This is a genomic window from Halococcus qingdaonensis, assembly GCF_024508235.1.
GTDB lineage: Archaea > Halobacteriota > Halobacteria > Halobacteriales > Halococcaceae > Halococcus > Halococcus qingdaonensis.
Genome location: NZ_CP101943.1, coordinates 1,255,613 through 1,277,014, shown reverse-complemented (window position 1 = coordinate 1,277,014; position 21,402 = coordinate 1,255,613). Strand labels below are relative to the sequence as shown.

At 65.9% G+C, this 21,402-nt stretch carries 24 protein-coding genes; 9 read left to right on the top strand and 15 right to left on the bottom strand.

What is annotated here, in order from left to right; all coding sequences use genetic code 11:
- Window positions 1-5: 5 nt before the first annotated feature.
- From NO363_RS06655 to NO363_RS06640, 4 genes are all read right to left on the bottom strand, one after another.
- Window positions 6-797, bottom strand: coding sequence for an endonuclease V (locus NO363_RS06655; RefSeq protein ID WP_256687804.1), 792 nt, complete (start codon window positions 795-797; stop codon window positions 6-8).
- Entirely contained in the window at window positions 797-1,708 is a 912-nt protein-coding gene (locus tag NO363_RS06650) for a rhomboid family intramembrane serine protease (RefSeq protein WP_256687803.1), read from the bottom strand. Before NO363_RS06650 ends, NO363_RS06655 begins: the two co-directional genes overlap by 1 nt.
- Before the next feature lie 338 nt (window positions 1,709-2,046).
- Entirely contained in the window at window positions 2,047-2,613 is a 567-nt protein-coding gene (locus tag NO363_RS06645; RefSeq protein WP_256687802.1) for an NUDIX hydrolase, read from the bottom strand.
- A 44-nt stretch (window positions 2,614-2,657) separates the two neighbouring features.
- On the bottom strand, window positions 2,658-3,599 hold the full coding sequence (locus tag NO363_RS06640) for a diacylglycerol/lipid kinase family protein (protein WP_256687801.1): 942 nt from the start codon (window positions 3,597-3,599) through the stop codon (window positions 2,658-2,660).
- Between the two features lie 51 nt (window positions 3,600-3,650).
- Between NO363_RS06640 and NO363_RS06635 the strand changes: the two genes are divergently transcribed.
- On the top strand, window positions 3,651-4,358 hold the full coding sequence (locus tag NO363_RS06635; RefSeq protein WP_256687799.1) for a CehA/McbA family metallohydrolase: 708 nt from the start codon (window positions 3,651-3,653) through the stop codon (window positions 4,356-4,358).
- A gap of 86 nt (window positions 4,359-4,444) precedes the next feature.
- Window positions 4,445-5,371: a CPBP family intramembrane glutamic endopeptidase gene (locus NO363_RS06630; RefSeq protein ID WP_256687797.1), complete on the top strand. Its 927-nt coding sequence runs from the start codon at window positions 4,445-4,447 to the stop codon at window positions 5,369-5,371.
- Window positions 5,372-5,382: 11 nt separating this feature from the next.
- On the opposite strand, the gene NO363_RS06625 is transcribed toward NO363_RS06630, so the two are convergent.
- Entirely contained in the window at window positions 5,383-5,796 is a 414-nt protein-coding gene (locus tag NO363_RS06625; RefSeq protein ID WP_256687796.1) for an Lrp/AsnC family transcriptional regulator, read from the bottom strand.
- A gap of 97 nt (window positions 5,797-5,893) precedes the next feature.
- Here NO363_RS06625 and carA point away from each other — a divergent pair, with 97 nt between their 5' ends.
- Entirely contained in the window at window positions 5,894-6,955 is a 1,062-nt protein-coding gene (carA, locus tag NO363_RS06620) for a glutamine-hydrolyzing carbamoyl-phosphate synthase small subunit (RefSeq protein WP_256687795.1), read from the top strand.
- On the opposite strand, the gene NO363_RS06615 is transcribed toward carA, so the two are convergent.
- The 8 genes from NO363_RS06615 to NO363_RS06580 form a co-directional block, all read right to left on the bottom strand.
- Complete coding sequence (locus tag NO363_RS06615) at window positions 6,952-8,340, bottom strand: RDD family protein (RefSeq protein ID WP_256687794.1); 1,389 nt, start codon at window positions 8,338-8,340, stop codon at window positions 6,952-6,954. The genes carA and NO363_RS06615 overlap by 4 nt on opposite strands.
- Window positions 8,341-8,410: 70 nt before the next feature.
- Complete coding sequence (gene carB / locus NO363_RS06610) at window positions 8,411-11,647, bottom strand: carbamoyl-phosphate synthase large subunit (RefSeq protein ID WP_256687793.1); 3,237 nt, start codon at window positions 11,645-11,647, stop codon at window positions 8,411-8,413.
- A 473-nt stretch (window positions 11,648-12,120) separates the two neighbouring features.
- Window positions 12,121-12,351 carry a helix-turn-helix domain-containing protein gene (locus tag NO363_RS06605; RefSeq protein WP_256687792.1) on the bottom strand — a complete coding sequence of 77 codons (231 nt, stop codon included), beginning with the start codon at window positions 12,349-12,351 and terminating at the stop codon, window positions 12,121-12,123.
- Between the two features lie 87 nt (window positions 12,352-12,438).
- Window positions 12,439-12,969: a DUF5815 family protein gene (locus tag NO363_RS06600; RefSeq protein ID WP_256687791.1), complete on the bottom strand. Its 531-nt coding sequence runs from the start codon at window positions 12,967-12,969 to the stop codon at window positions 12,439-12,441.
- A gap of 52 nt (window positions 12,970-13,021) precedes the next feature.
- Entirely contained in the window at window positions 13,022-13,876 is an 855-nt protein-coding gene (locus tag NO363_RS06595) for a DUF7847 domain-containing protein (protein WP_256687790.1), read from the bottom strand.
- A gap of 46 nt (window positions 13,877-13,922) precedes the next feature.
- A complete protein-coding gene (locus tag NO363_RS06590) occupies window positions 13,923-14,336 on the bottom strand; it encodes a DUF7124 domain-containing protein (protein WP_256687788.1) in 414 nt (137 codons plus the stop codon).
- Window positions 14,337-14,378: 42 nt separating this feature from the next.
- Complete coding sequence (locus NO363_RS06585) at window positions 14,379-15,620, bottom strand: NAD(P)/FAD-dependent oxidoreductase (RefSeq protein WP_256687787.1); 1,242 nt, start codon at window positions 15,618-15,620, stop codon at window positions 14,379-14,381.
- A 97-nt stretch (window positions 15,621-15,717) separates the two neighbouring features.
- Complete coding sequence (locus tag NO363_RS06580; RefSeq protein WP_256687786.1) at window positions 15,718-16,470, bottom strand: SDR family NAD(P)-dependent oxidoreductase; 753 nt, start codon at window positions 16,468-16,470, stop codon at window positions 15,718-15,720.
- A gap of 137 nt (window positions 16,471-16,607) precedes the next feature.
- Between NO363_RS06580 and NO363_RS06575 the strand changes: the two genes are divergently transcribed.
- Complete coding sequence (locus tag NO363_RS06575) at window positions 16,608-17,195, top strand: DUF6149 family protein (RefSeq protein ID WP_256687785.1); 588 nt, start codon at window positions 16,608-16,610, stop codon at window positions 17,193-17,195.
- Here the strand turns inward: NO363_RS06575 and NO363_RS06570 are convergent.
- Complete coding sequence (locus tag NO363_RS06570) at window positions 17,192-17,578, bottom strand: DUF7975 family protein (RefSeq protein ID WP_256687784.1); 387 nt, start codon at window positions 17,576-17,578, stop codon at window positions 17,192-17,194. The two genes, NO363_RS06575 and NO363_RS06570, sit on opposite strands and share 4 nt — an antisense overlap.
- A gap of 102 nt (window positions 17,579-17,680) precedes the next feature.
- Between NO363_RS06570 and NO363_RS06565 the strand changes: the two genes are divergently transcribed.
- The 5 genes from NO363_RS06565 to NO363_RS06545 all read left to right on the top strand — a co-directional run bounded on the left by NO363_RS06565 (window position 17,681) and on the right by NO363_RS06545 (window position 21,175).
- The gene (locus NO363_RS06565) at window positions 17,681-18,319 is read left to right on the top strand and encodes an adenylate kinase (protein ID WP_256687782.1); all 639 of its coding nucleotides are present in this window, start codon (window positions 17,681-17,683) and stop codon (window positions 18,317-18,319) included.
- Between the two features lie 74 nt (window positions 18,320-18,393).
- The gene (locus NO363_RS06560) at window positions 18,394-19,326 is read left to right on the top strand and encodes a DUF106 domain-containing protein (RefSeq protein WP_256687781.1); all 933 of its coding nucleotides are present in this window, start codon (window positions 18,394-18,396) and stop codon (window positions 19,324-19,326) included.
- A 45-nt stretch (window positions 19,327-19,371) separates the two neighbouring features.
- A complete protein-coding gene (cmk, locus tag NO363_RS06555) occupies window positions 19,372-19,947 on the top strand; it encodes a (d)CMP kinase (protein WP_256687779.1) in 576 nt (191 codons plus the stop codon).
- Window positions 19,947-20,819, top strand: a complete 873-nt coding sequence (locus NO363_RS06550) for an RNA-guided pseudouridylation complex pseudouridine synthase subunit Cbf5 (RefSeq protein ID WP_256687778.1) — start codon at window positions 19,947-19,949, stop codon at window positions 20,817-20,819. Before cmk ends, NO363_RS06550 begins: the two co-directional genes overlap by 1 nt.
- Before the next feature lie 74 nt (window positions 20,820-20,893).
- Window positions 20,894-21,175: a hypothetical protein gene (locus tag NO363_RS06545; protein ID WP_256687776.1), complete on the top strand. Its 282-nt coding sequence runs from the start codon at window positions 20,894-20,896 to the stop codon at window positions 21,173-21,175.
- 4 nt (window positions 21,176-21,179) lie between these two features.
- On the opposite strand, the gene NO363_RS06540 is transcribed toward NO363_RS06545, so the two are convergent.
- Window positions 21,180-21,377 carry a hypothetical protein gene (locus NO363_RS06540; RefSeq protein WP_256687775.1) on the bottom strand — a complete coding sequence of 66 codons (198 nt, stop codon included), beginning with the start codon at window positions 21,375-21,377 and terminating at the stop codon, window positions 21,180-21,182.
- Between the last annotated feature and the right edge of the window lie 25 nt (window positions 21,378-21,402).

Sequence of the window (21,402 nt, the reverse complement as noted above, 5' to 3'; positions counted from 1 at the left end):
GGTAGTTAACTTCCGTCGTTCCGCGCCCGCTCGCCGAACTCGCCTTTCGCTGTCGCGGCGTGGCTGTCGGCGAGTCGCGTCGGTTCAGGGAGCTTGTAGCCGTCGCAGAGCTGCTCGACGAGATCCGCGGCCGTCTCGGGACCGACGCGATGGCCCGGGCTCACGTAGACCGGGTTGATGTGGCGATTCCCGGAGTCGTACTGGCGCGTCTGAAGCGCGTAGCCGATGATCTCGTCTGTCCCCTCGACGTCCTCGTCGGCGTCGATGGCGACGCGCGCACCCTCTGAACGTCCGTCGAGCGAGCCCTGCGGGCTGCCACAGAGCAGGTTCTTGGCGACGCCGATGCTCGGGAGATCGAAGACGACGCCGAGGTGGGTGGCGAGACCCGCCTCACGGTAGTGGATGCGCCCGCTGCCGTCGAACACCGCGAGGTCGGGCTGGGTATCGAGATTCCCGACCGCAGCAACGATCGCCCCGGCCTCGCGAAAGGAGAGCAGGCCGGGGATATACGGAAACTCGCAGTCGACGGCGGCGCTCGCGCGTTCGATCACCTCGCCGTCGCGCAAGGCGACGACCGCACCGACCGCCCGCTCGTCGAGAAAGGCCTGGTCGATACCGACAACGATGGGCGAGTCACCGGTCGTGGGTGTGAGCGTGTTCGCCATCGAAACGGTTGCGGGATCGAACGGGAACTCATCAGCGAAGATCGCTTCGTCGGCGACCGTGCGCTGGAGGGCCTCCATCTCCTCGCGCGAGCTATCGGGATCGGGGACGAACTCCGGACGGACGGGTTCCATCAGAACGGTCCCCGTCCGCGTCCGGGACCGCCCATGCCGCCACCGCCGCGCCCGCCGCCGAACTGAAGCTGATTGGGCATGCGCTTTCGACCCTTGACGCGCTGGCCATAGGCGAGCCCGACGAGTAAACCGACGAGGTGGGCGGCGTTGGCGACGCCGCCGATGGCCGGCCCACCGATCACGCCCGAAACGGAGATGACGACGTAACCGATGGTGAGCAGCCAGATCGGGACGGGAATGAAGAAGTAGAGATATACCCGCAGGCTCGGATTGAGCACCGTCAGGACGCCCAAGATAGCGAGCGCGGCACCGCTCGCACCGAGCGCACCCGTCGAACCGCCTTGGAGCATCTGGATACCGATCTGTCCGAGTCCGGCGAGCGCACCGCTCCCGAGAAAGAGCAGCGTGAAATTGCGCGAGCCGATGTAGCTCTCGACGATGCGGCCGAAGAAGTAGATGACGATAGCATTGAACAGGATATGTGTGATGCTGGTGGGGCTGTGGGCGAATATCGACGTGAACCACGTCCAGACGTACAGTGGATGTTCGGGCGAGATGACGAAGAGAGCGTTGTGATACGAGGGCGCAGTCAGTAGGACGACCCACTGGAGAGCGTACGTGATGAACATCAGGCCGAGGAAGACGAACGTCATGTTGCCGCGGAAGTAGCCGAGCGGGCCGCCGGTGCCGGTATCGAGCAGCCCCGAGAGCCAGCCCGACGACCCGCCGCCCCGGTTGTTCACGCTGTCGTCGAACCCGCTGTCGAAGACGCCCTCGGGATCGTTCCAGTTGTCGAGGCCCGGACAGTCGTGGCTCTCGGGCAGACGGTGCTCGCCACAGAAGGTCCCGCCGCAGTGTCGGCAGTGGTACGGCATGTTTTCCGATCTGCCGCAGACGTCACACGTCGCCATTGTCCGCCACTAGTACCGACGAGTCAAGTCCGTTGGGGTACGGCACTCGCGGCAGCCATGCTGCGGCTGTGGCGTGGCCGCCATGGCGGTCGCAGCTCCTGGTGGATGAAGGGCGAGGGGCGCGAGCGAGGCGGAGCCGAGCGAGTAGCGAACGGAGTGAGCGCGCCCCGAGGGCTTCGGCGGTGCTGTCAGAGCGGTTGCGGTAGCATCCGCGCGAACGTAGTGAGCGCGGTTCACCGCGAGCGCCGCAGGCGCGAGCGGGAGTTTTTAGCGTAGCTTTTTGCAAGGAGCGGTACGCGAGCGAAGCGAGCGTACCCGACGCAGTAAAAAGGTACGTGTTAGAAGTCGCGGCGCATGGCGATCTCGAACCAGGGACAGAGATCGAGCTGGCGGTACCAGCGCGGATGCTCGTGGAGGCGTTCGTAGGGCACCCAGAGCACGCCGCCGACCTCGCTGTCGTCGGGATCGATCGTGGTGTCGGTGAGTGTCGCCTTCAGGACGGTGCAGACCTCCCATTCGAGCCCCTCGTCGTAGTAGTAGCGTTTGTACTCGAAGCGGTCGGTCGCCCGGAGATCGTCGTACTGGTCGGGCGTGACGCCGAGTTCCTCTTCGAGTCGTTTGCGCGTGGCGTCGAGCTGCTCCTCGCCCTCGCGGGGGTGGGAGGCCACGGTGCCATCCCAGCCGGCGTCCCAGAGCCGTTTCTCGGGGCTGCGCTGGGCGAGCAGGAGGTTGCCCATCTCGTCGAACAGCATTGCCGTAAAGGCGCGGTGACGAACGCCGTCGCCGGTGTGGGCGTCGAGGCGCTCGACGATTCCCTCTGGCTCGTCGTTTTCGTCGACCGCGACGAGCTGCTGCTCGGCATTCGGGGTTTCGCTGCTTTCATCGGTGGCGTCTCGTGTGCTCATGGTGGTTGCTCGCGGACTGCGTTCATATCGCCTTCGACTGCGGCCTACTGCTCGTCGATCGCCGGCGGGTCGGGCTCGTAGCCGTCGCCGACGCGGATCGAGAGTGCGCTCGCGTCGACGTCGATGTCGAGTTCGCGCGCCGAGAGCATCTCGCCGTCGAGGCTGAAGGTGCCCGGATCGTCCTCACGAACCGAGATCGACAGGGACGAACTTTCGAGCCGGGTGATGTTCGCGGTGTCGCTGCCGAGCAGTCGCCGGAGCGTCGCTTCGCCGACGAGTTGTCCCGTCGGCCGGTCCTCGATGACGGTGATTTCGAACCGACCGTCCTCCATGTCGGCCTGGGTGCGCCCCTCGACGGGGAAGCGTCGGCCGTTGCCCACGAGGACGAACGCCGCGTCGCCGCTCCAGGCGTCGTCGCCGGCGGCGGTCTCGATTTCGAGCGGGAGCCCGTCGAAATCGGTCGCCGTCTGGACGGTGTTGACGACGTAGGCGAGCACGCCGAGCGAGTCCTTCATCTCGGAGGTGGTCTCGGAGCTCGCGTCCGCGGTCAGGCCCGCGATGGCGGAGTTGACGAACGGCCGCCCGTTGGCGATGCCGAGGTCGATCTCCCGTGTCTCGCCGCCGTCGAGCACCTCGAAACCGTCCGCGATGCTCTCGACGCCGATGTTGCCCGCGAAGTTGTTGCCGGTGCCCGTCGGGACGACGCCGACGACGGTCGAATCGAAGGCGTCGGCCTCGTGGAGTCCGCGCACGACCTCGTGAACGGTGCCGTCGCCGCCGGCGGCCCCGAGATAGTCGGCGTCACTCTCGCGGGCGAGATCGATGGCGTCACCGCTCTCGCTCGTCTCCCGGACCGAAACGCCGTATTCGTCGGCATAGTCGTAGATCTCGTCCGTGTGATCGGCGCTCCCGCTGAGCGGATTGTAGATGAGTTCGCGCGCGTCCGTCCCGCCGTCGGAGCGGAGCGACGATCCCGCCGTGGTCATGTAACGACCTCACGTCGCAACAGCAAAGGCCTACCGACACCGCGTTCGGCCGTGTACCGCATCGATCTCCACGCGCACACGCGCTTTTTTCACGGTCATCGACGGCTTGGCGACGTCTACGACCCGCTCGGCGGCCGACTGCTCGCGGGGGTCGCGCGGGCGCGCGGTCTCGACGGGGTCGCCACCACCAACCACGACTACTACCGCGCGTTCGACGACGGGATCGCTGGCGTGGCCGTGCTCCCTGGCATCGAGGTCTCGACCACACGAGGGCACGTGCTCGTGGTCGGGCCCGATCCCCCGAACGAGACCGATCCCGGCGAGCTAACACCCGGTGAAGTCGTCGACATCGCCCACGAACGCGACTGTGCGGCCATCATCGCCCATCCGTACCGTAACTCCACAGTGAGGGAGGTCGATGCGGCTTTCGACGCCATCGAGGTCAACGGCAAACATCCCCGGACCCGCGAGTGGGTCGAGCGTCTGGCCGAGCAGTACGAGCTGCCGATGACCGGGGGGAGCGACGCTCATTACCCGGTCGAGGTCGGGCGCGCCTACACCGCGGTCGATGTCGACGAGCCGACGCCCGAAAACGTCGTCGCGGCCATTCGCGACGGGCGTGTCGAGCCCCGCGTCGCCGACTGGCTCCCCTACCGGCTCATCGGTCGACTCTATCGGTATGTCCATGCCGAGAAGGATCAGCTCGACACGCCCGACTGGGCGACGCCCGGCGTCGGAACGCCGCCGGAGGACGATTGACGGTACCCTGAGTATATCGGTCGGGCCATTCACGAAGACGTATGACGACATCGAAGACGAAACGCTCGGACCGGGACGCGTTCCCGATGGCGACAGGATCCGACGATGGCGACGTGGAGTGGCGGCGTGTGGGGCTGTTCGTACTGTTTGCTTTCGGGATCTCGTGGACGATCGGTGTGATCGTCTCCATGACCGGCGGTATCGGCTCCGAGAGCCCGATGGTGTTCGCCGGTGTTCGGCTCTGGCTCGTGCTCGTCGTCACCGGCTACATGTTTTCACCGGCGATAGCAAACGTTCTCACACGACTCGTTACCGGTGAGGGCTGGGATGGACTGGCTCTGCGCCCGCGACGACGTCACTGGCGGTGGTGGGCCGTCGCGTGGGTCGTGCCGCCGGTCCTGCTCTATCTCGGGGCGACGGTTTTCTTTGTGCTGTTTCCGGAATTTTTCGACCCAACGCTGAGTGCCGTGGGTGAGACACTTGGAGTGACACAGGGGACGGAACTCCCGATCGAACCACGGGAACTCGCACTCATCGCGGCAGTGGCTGCCCCCACGATCAACACGGCAGTCAACTGCGTGGCCACGTTCGGTGAGGAGTTCGGTTGGCGGGCGTATCTGCTACCGAAACTCCTCCCTCTCGGCGGTCGTCGGGCCATCTTGCTGTCGGGAGTGATCTGGGGCGTCTGGCACTGGCCGCTGATCGTGCTGGGATACAACTATCCCGAAACGCCGCTGCTCGGTAGCCTTGCGATGGTGTATTTTACTGTCGTCGCCGGCGTGTTCCTTGGATGGGTGACGCTGCGGGGCAACAGTGTCTGGCCCGCCGTCATCGGTCACGCTGCGATCAACGCGAACGCCGGCATCATGCTGCTGTTCACGCAGAACGATCCGAGTCGACTTCTCGGTCCCGCAGTGACCGGCGTGATCGGCTCGCTACCGCTGGCAGTGTTTGCGGTCTGGCTCCTCGTTTGCTCTAACGTGTTTTCTCCACCTAGTTCATCGAATTTCTGATACGACCCGACTCATTCGCGCCGTTCGTCCAGGATGAGTCTTGTCTTCGTCGAGATGACGTCGTCGAGTTCGCGCGCCTCCGTGATGAGATCGTTGACGGCGCTCGTGTCGGCCGCGTCGACGATCAGTACGACGTCCTCCTCGCCCGAGACCTGCCAGACGAAATCGACCTCGGGCCACTCGGCCATCCGCTCGGAGACCGCCGAGGTGTCGACGTCGACGGCGACGCTCACCTCGATCATCGCCTTGATATTTCCCGTGCGGGTGGTCACGGTGAACCGCTCGATCGTGTCGTCCTCGATGAGTCGCTCGACGCGATTCCTGACCGTTCCCTCGGAGGTGCCGACCTGTGCGGCGATCTCGGTATAGGGCGTTCGGGAGTCCCGTCGGAGCACGTCCAGAATCCGGCGGTCGAGGTCGTCCATCCCTCCCCTATCGCCGGCCGACACTTCATGATTACGAATATCGTAACTTTGTTTCGAACACAACGGTTATTAGGGGTGCGTCTGTACGCATATCGTAATGGAAGAGGCCTACGTCGCCATCGAGGGTGGCATCGTGCTGACCGGACGCTCGCGCGCGCCGGGCACCGCCCGCGGCGAACTGGTGTTCACGACGGCGTACACGGGCTACGAGGAGAGTCTCACCGATCCCTCGTACGCCCAGCAGATACTCACGTTCTCGTACCCGCTCATCGGGAACTACGGGGTGCGTGACGAGCGCTTCGAATCCGAGAACGTCCAGCCCACTGCAGTAGTCGCCCGCGAACTCACCGACGACGTGGCGGAGTGGCTCACCGAAACGGGCGTGCCCGCGCTCGACCGCCTCGACACACGGGACGTCGTGACCGAACTCCGCGAGGAGGGCGCGATGGAGTGTGGCATCGCCGCCGGGCCCGACGCCAGCCCCGAGGCCGCACGCGAACAGCTCGAACAGTGCAAGGGGATGAGCGAGCACGTCGACATCGGTGCGGACGTCAGCGTCAGCGAGCCGGTCCGTCACGAGGGTGGCGAGTACGAGATCGCGCTGATCGACTGCGGCGCGAAGGGCTCGATCGTCTCCTCGCTGCTCGATCGCGGCGCGAGCGTCACCGTCCTGCCCTACGACGCGACGCCCGAGGACGTGCGCGAGATCGATCCCGACCTGCTCTTCCTCTCGAACGGCCCGGGCGATCCCGCCAACTTCGATGCCGCACAGGAACTCGTCGACACGTTCGTCGGCGATCTCCCGATCGCCGGCATCTGTCTCGGCCAGCAGGTCGTCGCGCGGGCACTCGGTGGCAGCACCGCGAAGATGGCCTTCGGCCACCGCGGCGTGAACCAGCCCGTCCGCGATCTCGACAGCGACAGGGTCGTGATGACCACCCAGAACCACGGCTACGCCGTCACCGAGCCGGGCGAGCTCGACGTCACACAGATCAACGTCAACGACGACACGCCCGAGGGGCTCGAAAGCGGCGAGCTCGGCGTCCTCACCCGCCAGTACCACCCCGAGGCGAACCCCGGCCCGCACGACTCGCTCGATTTCTTCGACGAAGTCCTCGAACTCGCGGGGACCACGCGCGTCGCGGCGACCGCCGACTAACGTCTCACTCTGATCTCCGTTCCGGCGACGAGATCGCCGAGGCGCTGATCGCGATCGGTCACCAGCACGAGAACGAACCCGAGCAGGTAGAACACGATGAAATCGACCGGTCGCAGCAGGTTCCGGAGGAGACACGCCCGGAGCGAGGCCGGCGGTCCGTCGGCATCGGCGACGATCAGCCCTTCGAGCTGTTTGCCGAGCGTCCGCCCGTAGCGCGCTTCGAGCAGCACGTAGTACGCCAGCGGCGTGAGAACGATCCCAGCGATGACCCCCACGAGAAAGTCGTCGAACAGCGTCCGCGTCACAGCGCCGAGCGCGAACGCGGGAATCCACCCCAGCACGCCGAGCGCGACGAAATCGACGACGCTCGCAGCCGCCCGCGCGCCCGCGGAGCCGAGCTCCGTGGAGACGGTATCGGTCGTCGCCACACTCTCACCAGCTTCGGCCGGTGAGATCTCCTCGATCCGTCCCGGCGCGCGGAGCCACCGGGGCAGATACGCCCGCTCGACGGTCAGTTCTGCAGCGCTCGCGTGGTCGACCATCCCGGAGAGGTGGGCCATGCCGGTCACGAGAACGGCCGCGTCGTAACCCTCCTCGTCGGTGATCGTCGCGATCCGCTTGGCCATGTGTTCGTTGCGCGTATCGAGCGTCCGAGTGACGAACATCGAGAAGGCGAGGAACGCCGTCAGCACGAACCACCCGACGAGCGACTCGGCGGCGAGGGCCATCGCGACCACGACGACAAGCACCGGGATGCGGGTCGCCACGGTGACGGTCGTGTTCGTGCTCACGGCAAGTGCGGCCGCGGTGGCGACGGGCAGCGCAGTGAGTGCGAGTGCGAACCCACCGAGGAATGGATCCACGACGACACTTCCGCCGATCAGGACAACGAGCGCGACCGCACCGGCGAGCACGCCACCCGTCCTGTCCCATCGGGTGATAACCCGGATCGCGACGCCGGCGACGAGAAGAGCGGCGATCGTGATCCCTGTGGCGAGCGGTGCGATCGCGAGAAATGCGAGCAGCGCCACCCAGTTGAGGACGATCGCGAGCGGCCCCGCCGTGGCCATGAGCGTCCAGGGATGTCGGTCGACCGTGTGAACCGGACAGTCGAGCTGTGCGGCGACGATATGCTCGGTCGAATCGAGACGGCGGTTGAACAGCAGATAGTACGGCGCACGGACGAGATCGAGGGCGATCCCGCCGAGGACGAGCAGCGGGACGGCGAGCAGCGCGCGCAGCGCCGTCAGCCGCGAGAGCGGGTGTTCGGGCCACTCGACGAACACCGCCTCTGCATCCTCGCTCGCGACGAACGCCGACAGCTCGTCGGCGACCTTCGAGCGGCGATCGAAATGGATCGCACCGAACAGGGCGAGACGGCTCATTCGCCGGTTGTTTCTCGGCAGCCGACAAATAGTTGTGCCGCGAACGTTACGCACTCACGCGTCGATTACCTCAGTTGCCCCACTCGCGCGCGGTCGTCGGCCGCTCGCTCACCGCCGCGACCGCCGAGTCCTCCGCGCGGGCCGCGAGCGCGTCGAGCGCCGCCTCGGCGCTGGCTGTCGTCGAGAAGTAGGTGACGTCCTCCTCGACGCAGACTTCGAGCGCCGCGCGCTCGCGCGAGATCACGAGATCGACGTCGCCGTCGCGGATAGCCTGCGGGAGATCGTCGAACTCGCCGAGCTCGAAGCGCTCGGCGAACCCATCACGGAGTGCGTGCCCCGCGTCGCTGTCGGGATCGGGGAACTCCGCGTCGGCGAGATCGACGACCGCCGTTCCCGTGTCGGGGATCGGCTTGCTCGTTGCGGTCTGGGTCTTGTCGTAGGCCTTCCCGAAGCTTCCTGCCGTTCCCATCACCTCACCCGTACTCTTCATCTCCGGACCCAAGCGGGGATCGCTGCCCGGCAGACGATCGAACGGCAGGACGACTTCCTTGACGCTCGTCTGCTCGGGTACCTGCTCGGCCGTATCGAGATCGGCGAGCGGTGTCCCGGCCATCACCTGGGCGGCGAGCTTCGCGATGGGGACACCGGTCGCCTTCGAGACGAAGGGCACGGTTCTGGAAGAGCGCGGATTCGCCTCCAGGACGAACACCTCGTCGTCCTTGACCGCGAGCTGGACGTTGAGCAACCCGACGGTTTCGAGCGCCTGCGCGATGTCCTCGACGACCTCGCGCACACGTCCCAGCACCTCGCTGTCGAGCGATTCGGGCGGGATCATACAGGCCGAATCGCCCGAGTGGACGCCGGCCGATTCGACGTGTTCCATGATCCCGCCGATGAGCACATCAGTACCGTCGGCGACGGCATCGACGTCGAGCTCGACCGCGCCTTCCAGGAACTCGTCGATGAGGATGGGCTGGTCGGGGCTGACATGAATGGCCTCCTCGACGTACTGGCGGAGACCGTCGTCGTCGTGGACGACGTCCATCGCGCGCCCGCCGAGGACGTAGCTCGGGCGGACTAACACTGGGTACCCGATCTCGTGGGCGAGATCGAGCGCTTCGGCCTCGCTTTCGGCCGCGCCACCGGCCGGCTGGGCGATACCCAGCTCGTCCATGAGATGGTTGAATCTATCTCTGTTTTCGGCGAGGTCCATCGCCTCGACGGTCGTGCCGAGGACGTCGCAGTCGAGACCGCGCCGGTCGAGTTCGGCCTGGAGCCCGCGCCCGATGTCCACGGACGTTTGGCCGCCGAACTGGACCATCACGCCGTCGGCATCGGTCGATTCGATGACGTCGGCGACCTCTTCGGGGGTGATCGGCTCGAAGAAGAGCCCATCCGAGGTGTCGTAGTCGGTCGAGACGGTTTCGGGGTTGTTGTTGACGACGTGGGCGTCGATACCCTGCTCGCGGAGCGCGCGCACGGCGTGCACGGTACAGTAGTCGAACTCGACGCCCTGGCCGATGCGGATTGGGCCGCCGCCGACGATCACGACGCTCTCGACGTCGCGGTCGACGCGCACTTCGTCGGTCGCGAGTGCCGAGTCGCCGCCGAATTCCGGTTCGCGCGCGGAGTAGTAGTACGGCGTCGAGGCGGCGAACTCGCCCGCGCAGGTGTCGACCTGTTTGAAGTCACGATCCGGGGCGTTCGCACCCACTTCATCGACAGTGGCGTCGTCGACCTCGACCGCGCCGCTGCCGTCGGCACGCGTCATCGCATCGTCGCCGGCAGCCATCGCCGCGACCTCCTGATCGGTGAAGCCGACCGCGGCGGCCGCCTCGAACTCGCCGTCGGCCGCTTTCCCTGCTGCCTCGGCGATGTTCGCATACCGCTCGACGTACCACGATTTGATCCCGGTGAGTTCGGCGACCTTCTCGACCGAGTAGCCACGGTCGAACGCCTCGAACATCGCGTATGGGCGATCGGGCGTCGGCCGTTCCAAGAACTTCGTTTCGAGCGTCGCGTCGTCCATTCCTGCCCAGTCGACGTCGGGTTCGTACTCGGTCGAGCGCAGCGCCTTCAAGAGTGATTCCTCGAAGGTGCGCCCGATCGCCATCGCCTCGCCCGTGCTCTTCATCGCCGTGCCGAGCTCGAACTCGACGTCGCGGAACTTCTCGTTTGGCCATCTCGGGACTTTGGTCACGACGTAGTCGATCGCCGGCTCGAAGGCGGCGGTCGTCTCGCCGGTGATCTCGTTGTCGATCTCGTGGAGACGCTTGCCGAGCGCGACTTTCGCCGTGATGCGCGCGATGGGATAGCCCGTCGCCTTAGAGGCGAGCGCCGACGAGCGCGAGACGCGAGGGTTCACTTCGACGACACGGTACTCGCCGCCGGGTGTCCCGTCGTCGCGCCAGGCGAACTGGATGTTACAGCCGCCCTGAATGCCGAGATCACGGATCACGTCGAGCGCCGCGGTGCGCATCTCCTGATGGCCGTCGTCCGGGATGACCTGCGAGGGCGTGACGACCGTGGACTCGCCCGTGTGAATCCCCATCGGGTCGAGGTTCTCCATGTTGCAGATGACGATACAGGAGTCGTCGGCGTCGCGCATCACCTCGTATTCGAGCTCGACCCAACCCGCGATCGACTCGGTGATCAGGACTTCGCTGTTCCGAGAGAGCCGAAGTCCCTTCCGCACGCGCTCGTACAACTCCTCGCGCTCCTCGACGACGCCCGACCCGCTCCCGCCGAGCGTGTAGGTGGTCCGGGAGATGACCGGCAGCCCGCCCACCGATGCGACGGCCTCGTCGACGCGCTCAGTGAGGTCTACCTCCGTGAGTCCCTGTACCGACTCGCCCTCGTCGAGGGTGATGGTCGTCGAGGCGGGCACCGGCTGGCCGATCTCCTTCATCCGCTCCTTGAACAGGTCGCGGTCCTCGGTCGCGTAGATCGTGTCCAGCGGCGTCCCCATGATCTCGACGTCGTACTCCTCCAGAACGCCCTCTTCGGCGAGTTCGGCGGTCACGTTGAGTCCCGTCTGACCGCCCAGTCCCGCGATGACGCCGTCCGGGCGCTCTTTCTCGATGATCTCGCTGATGGCCTCGGTCGTGATGGGTTCGATATAGACCGCGTCGGCCATCTCCGGATCGGTCATGATCGTCGCCGGGTTCGAGTTGACGAGGACGACTCGGGCCCCCTCCTCGGCGAGCGCGCGACAGGCCTGCGCGCCCGAGTAATCGAACTCCGCCGCCTGTCCGATCTGGATTGGACCGCTACCGATCAACAGTATCGTTCTGTCCTCGTCGCTCATTACCCACGCCAGTTCGCACATCGTAATAAGCCCGACGATACACTGCGAGATGCGTAGCTGAGTTTCGATTTTCGAAGCAAATTCTGCCACGCCACGGTACACTGATTGCTAATCCCATCGGCGCGCACTCGCGCTCGTGTGCGAGCCGGGCGGGACCGAAGGTCCCGCTGGCCGTGCGAACGGGCGGCGAAGCCGCCCGTGAGCAGACAATAGCGAGCGCACGAGCGCGAACATTGCGCGAGGTCTGCACGAGCACGCGAGTGCAGGCTCGTCAGAGTGGTTCGGAAGACGCTTCGCGTCTTCCGTCATCACGGGAGAGCTTCGCTCTCCCGAACGACTTCGCTCTGACGGTGGATGAGCGAGGAGCGTAGCGACGAGCGAATCGGCTGGGGAGGTATGTGGGCTGTGGCGGTGCGGTAGCGGGACGCTACTGATCGAACTGTGAGTGAGCAGAAAAAACGGCCACCGGGATACTACGGCGAATCGACGAGTCGATAGCGGTAGGGCTGGCTCTCGATGACTTCGATATCGCCGGCGTCGGCCCGCCGTCCCAGCACGGTGGCTACGCGGTGAGGGCTGTCGAGCGCCACGTCGCGTGCAGCGAGGCGGTCGTGAATCTCGCGTGCCGTCAGCGGCTCGTCGTCGTCGTTCGCCTCCGCGAGCACCGTCCGAATCCGCTCGAACTCGCCACGGCGGAACTGCATACGCGATCTATGTCGGCGGGACGGATAACATATCGTCAGACGACTGTCAGACGCGAACGTCGGCGTTTTCGGACGAGTACAAGAATTTCAGGCCGGGGTGTCGGTCTCGTGCTCGAAGTCGCGCTCGCGGCGATAGCGATCGACGAACTCCTCGACGTCGAAGGCGTGCATCTGCTCTTCGAACTCGCTCTCGGTCGCCGCGTCGTCGGCGTGGCTCACCGCGTGTTCCATCAACTCGACGACGAGTTCGACGACGATCTCGTGGAGGCGGCGCGCGTCGAAGTCGGCGATCCACAGCAGCGCGTAGCCGACACTGCTGTCCTCGGAGACGTCCTCGGAGACGATCTTCTCGGGGAATTCCTCCAAGACGACGCCCATCAGATGCATCGTGTCGAACTCCTCGCCGTCGGTGGAGTCGATCGTCTCGCGGAGGATCGCGACGAGCGATTCGGGGACGAACCGGCTCGGCGGGTGGACGTCCATCACGACGGCGTGGCGCGCGCCGCAGTCACAGTCGAACTCGCGCACGCCCATATCGAGCTCCGCAACGGCGACCGACTCGCCACACGGCAGCGACACCTCGCCCCCGCGAGCGCCGGGGACGCGTGGCTCGGACATACGAACGGTTGGCGCGGCGTGCGGTTAAACTCCGTGGGTGGCCACCGTCGGGCTACGGCGTCGCGCGCTCGTCGGGAGCGTCGCGCTCGGCGCGCAGCTGATCGTACGCACGGGCCGCGACGGCGATGCCGAAGACGGTCGTGACCGAACCCAGCGCGACGCTCACGATCGTGACTGCGATCGTCGCCAGCCCCGGCGACCCAGCGCCGGCGAGGAAGCCGATCGCGGTGCCGGGGATCGAGACGACGAGACCGATGAGCCAGATGACCACGGCGAGCGCGAACAGGCCGATGCGGTGGCCGCTCGTCAGCCGCCAGCTATCGGTCAGCGCGTCGATAAAATTCTTGTTCTCGACGGCAATCTCCTGGCGGACGAAGAAAAACGAGGTGGCGAAAAACGCCGCGACGAGCGGGCCGCCGATGAGCAGCCCGATCAGTCCGACGATCCCGCCGATAATGATGATAAATCCGACGACGATCCCACCAAAGAAACCGTTCAGCGTCGCCCAGACGATGTTTTCGCGTGCGAACGCGCGCGGAATCGAGTCGGTGTGCTCGCTCACGAGCGTCCGGACGGCGATGATGCGCAATGCCTCGCCGATGAAGGGCGTGAGCGCCGCGAGTGGTGCGGCGACGATCAGCGGGATCGGCAGCGCGAGCGGCTGAGCCCCGGCGGGATCATCCGCTGTGTGCGGGGGCGTGCCCGCTCCGCCACCCGTGCCAGGGCCCGGTGTGGGTGTCTGTGCCGCGAGATCGTTGAGTCGCTCGACCAGTTGGAGGCTCGCCGTCTGGACGAGCACCGCACTCACGAGCCCGAAGACGAGAAAGGCCCCGATCAGCAGCAGCCCGTTGCGGGTGAACGTCCGCGAGAAGCCGCGTCTGATCGCGACGTCGATATCGAGCGTCATGTTCCGAACCCGTCCGATCGGATATTAAATGGTTCCCTTCGGCCGACTACGGCCAGTCGTCGCGCGATTCGGTGTCGATCGTGGGGTCCTCGTCGTCACCGTCGTCGAGCGTCCAGCCGGCCGCGTCGGCCGCGTCCTCGACGGGGAGATACTCCCAGTCGAGTTCGTCGGCGAGTTCCCGGTCATCGTCGTCCATGCCGACGAAGACGTGGCGCTCGGTGTCGAACTGCTGTTTGACGTTTTCGAGGCTTTCGCGCCGCCCGCGCGGGCCGGAGAAGAAGTCCTGTCGGATGCGGTTCTTCCGCGTGAAGTTCGTCACGACGTACGTGGGTTGCTCGGAGATCACGCCGACGTACTCCGTCCAGCGGCGCGCGCCCGAGAACACGTCGGTCGGCTCCGAGAGTGCCTCCAGCGCACTGAGTTCGAACGCTAATGTCATATCGCCGCTCCCGCCTTCCATACCGCTGCTGGGACAGCAGCGAGGAAAACGCCTTCGATGCGACTACTGTTCGGCGGCGGGTGCGAGCTCGTCGAGGTCGACCTCCTCCTGCATCAGCACGTCCTTCTGGTCGGCGACGACGCGCTCCTCGCGGATGAGCTTCTTGTACTTGCTCTGGGGTGCGAGATCGCCGATGAGCACGCCGCCGACGATCTTGCCGTCCTTGAACGCGACCCGTCGCCACTCCGTGTCCGAGAACTTCGCCTCGGCGTGATCGTCGCCGAGCGTCGGATGGCCAAAGGAGAGGAACGGGAAGTCGAAGTGTGTGATCGAGTAGGACGATACCCAGCGGAACGTGGCTTCTTCACTATCGGCGACCATGTTCTCGCCGGCGATCGATCCCTGCTCCTTGGCGCTGCCCCAGGAACCGTTCTGGGCGTACTCGTCCAGAATCGTGTCGTAGTAGCGCGTGAGGTCGCCGGCGGCGTAGACGTCATCGACGGAGGTCTGCATGTGTTCGTCGACGACGACGCCGTCGTCGAGTTCGATGTCTGTGTTCTGGAGCAGTTCGAGGTTGAAGTCGAGCCCGATGGCGACGCCGGCGAACTCGCAGCCGTAGCGGTCGCCGTCGGGCGTGACGGCGGCGCTGACGTGGCCTGCGTCGTCTGTCTCGAAGCGATCGACGCCGCTGTCGAAGACGGGTGTGACGTTGTTGTCCTCGAGCGCGCCGTGAATGATCTCGGCACCGTCGTCCGAGAGCGCGTACCGCCACCAGTTCTCGCCGCGCATCAGATAGTGGGCCTCGACGTCCTGTGCACCGCAGATGGCCGCGAAGTCGATGCCGAGCAGGCCCGCACCGACGACGACGCCGTTGTCGGCCGCCTCGGCGCGCTCGGCGATGGCGCGCGCATCCTCGAACGTCCAGAAGTGATGGATACCCTCGGCGTCGGAGTTCGGAACGGGCAGTTGGACGGGCGTGCCGCCGGTCGCGAGCAGCAGTTTGTCGTAGTCGAACTGTTCGCCTTCGTGGGTGTCGACGGTATGAGCGTCGGTGTCGATGTCGGTGACGAACGTGTTCAGCCGGAGGTCGATGTCGCGCTCGTCGTACCAGTCGGGCTGGTGGATCGACATCGGTGCCTCGGGCAGTTTCCCCTTGGCGAACTCCTTGATGAGAATGCGGTTGTAGAGCGCTTCGCCCTCGTCGGTTATTACTGTGACGTCGGCGTCGGGCGCGTCCTCGCGAACGGTTTCGGCCGCCGAACTGCCGGCGATACCGTCGCCGATGATGACGTACGAGGCGGTCATGGAACGAGTTCGGCACCCCGGGGTAATGTGAATTGCTATCCACGAAGCCGTCCGGCGGGAACGACGCTCAGCTGCACGCGACGGCGTTGCTGCCCGTCTACCCCTGCGTTTCGCCGCCGTCGACGGGGAGCGCGTGGGCGGTCACGAACGAGGCGTCGTCCGAGCAGAGCCAGACGATCGCGCTCGCGATCTCCTCGGGCTGTGCCGGCCGATCCATCGGCACGTCGGCGGTGACCTGGTCGCGCTCCTCGGGCGAGAGCGATTCGATCGCTGCCGTCTCAACGACGGCCGGACAGACGGCGTTGACCCGAACCCCCTCGGTCGCATACTCGACGCCGGCCGAGCGGGTCAGTCCGACGACGCCGTGTTTGCTCGCGGCGTAGGGCGTCCGCCCGGGGCTGGCCTCGATGCCGGCGATCGAGGCGACGTTGACGACCGCTCCGTCGTCATCGCCGTCCAGGATGGCGGGGATCTCGTGTTTCATCCCGAGCCACGTCCCCTTCTGGGCGATCGCCACGACGCGATCCCAGTCGTCCTCGTCGATGTCGGCGGTGCGCGCCGCCGGGGCACCGGCCGCGACGTTGTTCACCGCGTAGTCGAGCCCGCCGAACTCGTCGACGGTCGCCTCGACCATCGCCGCGACGGCGTCCGAATCGCTGACGTCCGCCTCGACGAACGCCGCGGTGCCGCCCTCGTCCTCGATCCGTTCGACCGTCTCCTCGCCCGCGTCGACGTCGATATCCGAGACGACGACCGACGCGCCCTCGCGGGCGAACCGCTCGGCCGTTTCCCTGCCGATTCCTGCTCCCGCACCGGTCACCAGCGCCACGCTGTTGTCGATTCCGTTCATCTTCACTGATATATACTGACCGTTCATTCAAATTAGTTTCGGTTCGTGCACGGCATCGTGGATACGATGCAACCGAAAAACGGGCCGTTCCGTCCGCAGGCGGTGCGTTGATGTGGCTCGCGCCCCGACTTGTATCCATGAAACTGCAGCAGTCGGTCCGTCACTTCGCGGCCAAACAGGCGCTCACGATGCCCGTCGTCGGCGAGTTCGCGACCGGGAAGCTCGTCGATCTCCACACGCGCGTGTTCACCGGCAAGGCCGATCCCGCCCGTGCCGACGAGCGCCGCGAGCATCTCGACGCCTTCTTCGAGGCGGCGATGGATAGCTATGTCGCCGCTCTCGAAGCCGACTACACCGAGGCCGCCGCGCGCGAGATCACGCACGTCCAGGCGAACTTCGACTTCTACAACCACGGCTGGACCGAGATGATGGAGATCCCGCCCGACGAGCTCGACGCCCACTACGACCGCTATCGGGAGTTCTTCGAGACGTTTGCCATCACTATCGACGACCCGCTCGGCACGTTCGCCCCCGCAGGCGGGGTCCCCGAGGCACCGTCGACGCCCGAGAAACTCGACGACGACTCCCATCGCTACACCAAGGGTGGGTTCGCCGACGACGTCTACGTCGAGGGGCCGGACGGCGAACTGCTCGTCGGCGGGCAGGACGAACCCGACGAGGTCGATGTGACCGACGCACCGGGCATCAGCGACGACGACGTTTAGACGGCCGCGATCCACGCCCGATAGTCAGCGGGTCGCTCGTAGACCCCGGTGAACAGTCGATCGGCGAACTCGGCGACGCGTTCGGGATCGGCCCGCGCCGCGATACGGACGTTCGTCCCGTCGACATCCTCGGGACTTTCGAGCTCGTCGATGCGGAAGGCGGGATAGTCGTTCAGCAGCTCTTTCACTCGATCGAGCTCGTCGTCCGTACAGTCGACGTTCAGGATCCCGTCCGCGAACTGGAGCCACGGCGATCGCTCCTCCTCGTCCTGTGTCTCCGTCTCGACGGTGAGGAACGCGCTCTCGCGTTCCTCGTGAGCACGGATCGCGTCGGCGAACAGCTCCCTTCGTGGTTCTTCGGTTGCGGCATCGAAGCGGGTCATGGATCGGGTTCGCCGCTCGCGGTGAAAAGCGGGCCGCTGTGTGCGCCGCGCAAACGGAGACGGTATCTACAAACCTTTTACCCTCCCTTCCGAACCGGGAGTATGAGCGATGACCAACCCAACGTCCTGCTGCTCGGGCCGCCGGGCGCAGGGAAGGGGACACAGAGCGCGAACGTCGCCGACGAGTACGACGTTCCACATGTGACGACGGGCGACGCGCTCCGGGCGAACAAGGACATGGAGACCGACTACGGCACACCTCGTGAGTTCATGGACGCCGGCGAGCTCGTCCCCGACCCGGTGGTCAACGAGATCGTCGCCGAGGCGCTCTCGGACGGTGCGGGCTACGTGCTCGACGGCTACCCACGCAACACCGAACAGGCCGACTATCTCGCTGATATCACCACTCTCGACGTGGTCTGTCTGCTCTCGGTGAGCGACTCCGAACTCGTCGAGCGCCTGACTGGAAGACGAGTCTGTGACGACTGCGGCGCGAACTACCACGTCGAGTTCAACCCGCCCGAAGAGGAGGGCGTCTGTGACGAGTGCGGTGGCGCGCTGATCCAGCGCGAAGACGACACCGAGGAGACGGTCAAAGAGCGGATCGACGTCTATCACGAGAGCACCGAGCCGGTCGTGGACTACTACCGCGAGGCGGGCGTGCTCGAGGAGATCGACGGCGAGGCCACACCTGAGGAAGTCTGGGAAGAGCTGCGCGAGACGATCGACGCGGCGGTCTGAGCGGTTATCGGAATCGGTTCGAAACGGCTAGCGAAGTAAAAGGTTGATTAGCGCGCACGCTATAGAGGACGGAAATGGGACGAACAGGCGAGAAAGCGCGCTCGCTGGTCGCCGAGGACCCCGCCTTCGCCGAGGCGCTCACGGTGGTGCTCGACCGATCCGGCCACGCCGCCGACGAACCGACACCCGACGGCGGCACCCACACCATCAGATGGGCCGACGTCAGCGACGACCTCACGAGCGGACAGTGGGGCCGACTCATCGAGACCGGCATCCTCCACGACGCCGACGGCGACGGCTTCGCGGTCTCGAACCCCGACGAGATCCGTGCGGCGCTCGGCGACGACTCCGTCGAGACCGACGCCGAGGACGAGGATTCCGGCTGGTCGACCTACGATAAACTCGCCGGGCTCGCGGCGCTCTCGCTGTTTCCTGCCTACGCGGTCATGCCGATCCGCAACGCGGTCGGACAGGCAGCGGACGTCATCTTCGGCCCGTTCGACGCCGTGTTGCCGTTCTATGCCGTCGTCATCATCCTCTCGGTGCTCACCGGGCTCTACTCGGTGCTGCTCCAGTCGAACCTGATGAACACCGAGAAGATGGGCGCGATCCAAGAACAGATGAACGACATCCAAGAGCGCCGCAAGGAGGCCAAAGAGCGCGGTGACGACGCCGCGCTCGACCGGATTCAGGAGGAGCAGATGGACGCGATGAGCGATCAGCTCGGCATGTTCAAGGAGCAGTTCCGGCCGATGGTCTGGATCCTGCTGCTCACCATCCCGGTGTTCGTCTGGATGTACTGGAAGACGGGCGTCCGCGGCGGCGGTGCCGAGCACATCGTCGCGGCCGAGCGGTCGATCGTCCTGCCGATGCTCGGGCGCATGGAGCTGACCGAGCAGATCGGTGGCTTCGTCTGGGTCTGGCTCGTCTGGTACTTCCTCATCTCCATCTCCTTCCGCCAGATCATCCAGAAATCGCTCAACCTCACGACGACGCCGTCGACCTGAGCGGGAGCCACAACCCCTTTGTACCGCCCCGGACCGAGACACGGCATGTTTGTCACCGTGTCCGGGCCGGCCGGCGTCGGCAAATCCACGACGGCGGCGGCGCTCGCCGACCGACTCTCCTACGAACACATCAGCGGCGGCGATATCTTTCGGACGGTCGCCGACGAACGCGGGCTGACGGCGCTCGAACTCAACCGCCGCGCCGAGGAGGACGACGCCATCGACCGGGCACTCGATCGTCGCCAGCTGACGATCGCGGAGGAGCGCGACGACGTCGTGCTCGAATCCCGGCTGGCGGGCTGGATGGCCGGCGAGTACGCCGATCTCAGGATCTGGCTCGACGCACCGCTGTCCGTTCGTGTCGCGCGCATCGCCGATCGCGAGGAGAAATCGATCGACGTCGCCCGTGAGGAAACCGAAGCCCGCGCCGCGAGCGAGGCCCAGCGCTATCAGGAGTATTACGACATCGACATCGACGACCGCTCGATCTACGATCTCTCGTTGAGTACCGCGCGCTGGGGACCGGACGCCATCGTCGACGTGCTCGCGAAGGCGTGTACGGCCTACGATCCGGCGGCCGACGAGGGGCAAGTGAACGTCGCCGTCGATTTCGAGCGCTGATGCGCGGCGCGCCGGCCGACCGAACCGCCGAGGAGCGTCTCTCCTTCGGCGTCGTCAACCTCGACAAACCGCCGGGGCCCTCAGCTCATCAGGTCACTGGCTGGGTGCGCGATCTCGTCGGGACCGATCGCGCGGCACACGCGGGCACGCTCGATCCGAAGGTCACGGGCTGTCTGCCGATCCTGCTCGGCGACGCGACGCGCCTCGCACAGGTCTTCCTGGAGGGCGAAAAGGAGTACGTGGCCGTGCTCGAACTGCACGGACGGGCACCCGAGAGTCTTGACGACGTACTCGCCGAGTTCGAGGGCGAGATCTACCAGAAACCGCCGAAAAAGAGCGCCGTCGCCCGACGGCTGCGCACTCGCCGGCTGTCGGAGCTGACGGCGATCGAAGTCGAGGAACGACGTGTGCTCCTCCGCATCCGCTGCGAGAGCGGCACCTACGTCAGAAAGCTCTGTCACGATCTCGGGCGCGCGCTCGGCACCGGCGCGCACATGGGCGATCTCCGGAGGGTCGGGACGACGCCGTTCGACGATACGGATCTCGTGAGCATGCACGACCTCACGGACGCGCTCGCGTTCGCCGACGACGGGGATCCAGGAACGCTTCTCGACACCGTCCAGCCGGCCGAACGCGCGCTCACTCATCTCCCGCGTGTAGAGATCGCCCCCAGCGCCGCCCACGAGGTCGCCGAGGGCGCACCGGTCTACGCGCCCGGCGTGCTCGGGATCGACGACCGTCCGGACGACGCCGACGAGCCGCTGGTCGCGTGTTACACGCCCGACGGCGCGGTGGTCTGTCTCGGGCGACTCGTCGGCGATCCCGGGATGGAATCGGGAACCGTGGTCGATCTCGAACGGGTGTTGGTGTAGCTCGCCTCTCGTCCCGACTGCCGTCGAGCCATGCAGGGACCATCCTTTTGTGAACGGTTTGCGTATCCCCGCTGATGACGGATATCGATCTTCCCGATCCGGAGCTCGGGCGCGCGACGATCGTCTACGAAGGGCTCGACGGCGAGCAAGTGAGTATCGACGTCGACAACGAACACATCGTCTACTTCGACGATCACTGGCAGGTGAAAACCGGCGAGGATGACGACGGCAACGACGTCATTCGGCGAATCCCGCGCGATCGCGTCCGCTACGTCGAACGATCCGTCGAGGAGTTCCAGGATCGCGTCGACGCGGCGATCGACGAGGCGAAAGACCGCCTCGATCTCGGGTCGTAGCGAATCAGTCGTCGGCGCGGGCCTGGTCGACCTCGGCGATGTTCTCGACGTCGATACCGCCCGTGAGTTCGGTGTAGGGGTACGGCATGTCGATCCCCTCGGCGTCGAAGCGTTCCTTGACCGCCTGTACCCACGCCGAGAGGGTGTGGACGTACTTCCCGCGCGAGGGCTCCGTGATGTACGCGCGTGCGGTCAGCCCCACGTAGTGAGTCGTCAACTATAAACTG